The sequence below is a fragment of the Wolbachia endosymbiont of Drosophila bocki genome (genome assembly GCF_028982005.1).
Classification (GTDB): domain Bacteria; phylum Pseudomonadota; class Alphaproteobacteria; order Rickettsiales; family Anaplasmataceae; genus Wolbachia; species Wolbachia pipientis.
This window is the reverse complement of record NZ_JAPQLG010000092.1, coordinates 1-572: the sequence shown is the minus strand read 5'-3', so window position 1 is coordinate 572 and position 572 is coordinate 1. Positions and strand designations below refer to the sequence as shown.

Sequence of the window (572 nt, the reverse complement as noted above, 5' to 3'; positions counted from 1 at the left end):
CTTGCAAATGATTGTCCTTTCCTTCATTTCTCTCCTATTACGAAGATTTTAAACAGGTTCTAAGAAATTTGTTAGTATATGAATAGCGATTATTGATTTTATCACTATAGTTATGTTTTAACATAGAGACCTCTTATACAGTCAAAATTGGAATTACATTAAGATAGAACAAGCTATGAATATAACGTGAATGAAAGAAACTACAGATCACGAAATTTCCGGATAACTATGGAACCATTATAAAATAATAAAATTAAAAATTTAATAATTTTAATTATAAATCTAGCATATCAACTAACGGTATGATTTAAATTTTCTTTCAATTCCACTCTATCTTCGCCAGTTTTGCATACAGCCCGTCTTTACTCATTAGAGAGTCATGAGTTCCTACTTCTTCTACTTTTCCATGATTAATTACTATAATCTTGTCAGTCTTGAGTGCGGTTGATAGCCTGTGTGTAATTACGATTGTTGTTCTGTTTTGCATTAACTTGCTCAATGCTTTTTGCACGAGGTTCTCACTTTTGTAATCAAGGGCAGAGGTTGCTTCATCCAGTATTAAAACCTGAGGA

General features: G+C 31.5%; 1 pseudogene. It reads right to left on the bottom strand.

The window, feature by feature from the left end:
* Nucleotides 1-319: 319 nt before the first annotated feature.
* Nucleotides 320-572 (bottom strand): annotated as a pseudogene (locus OZD61_RS01905) (multidrug ABC transporter ATP-binding protein); the annotation flags it as partial.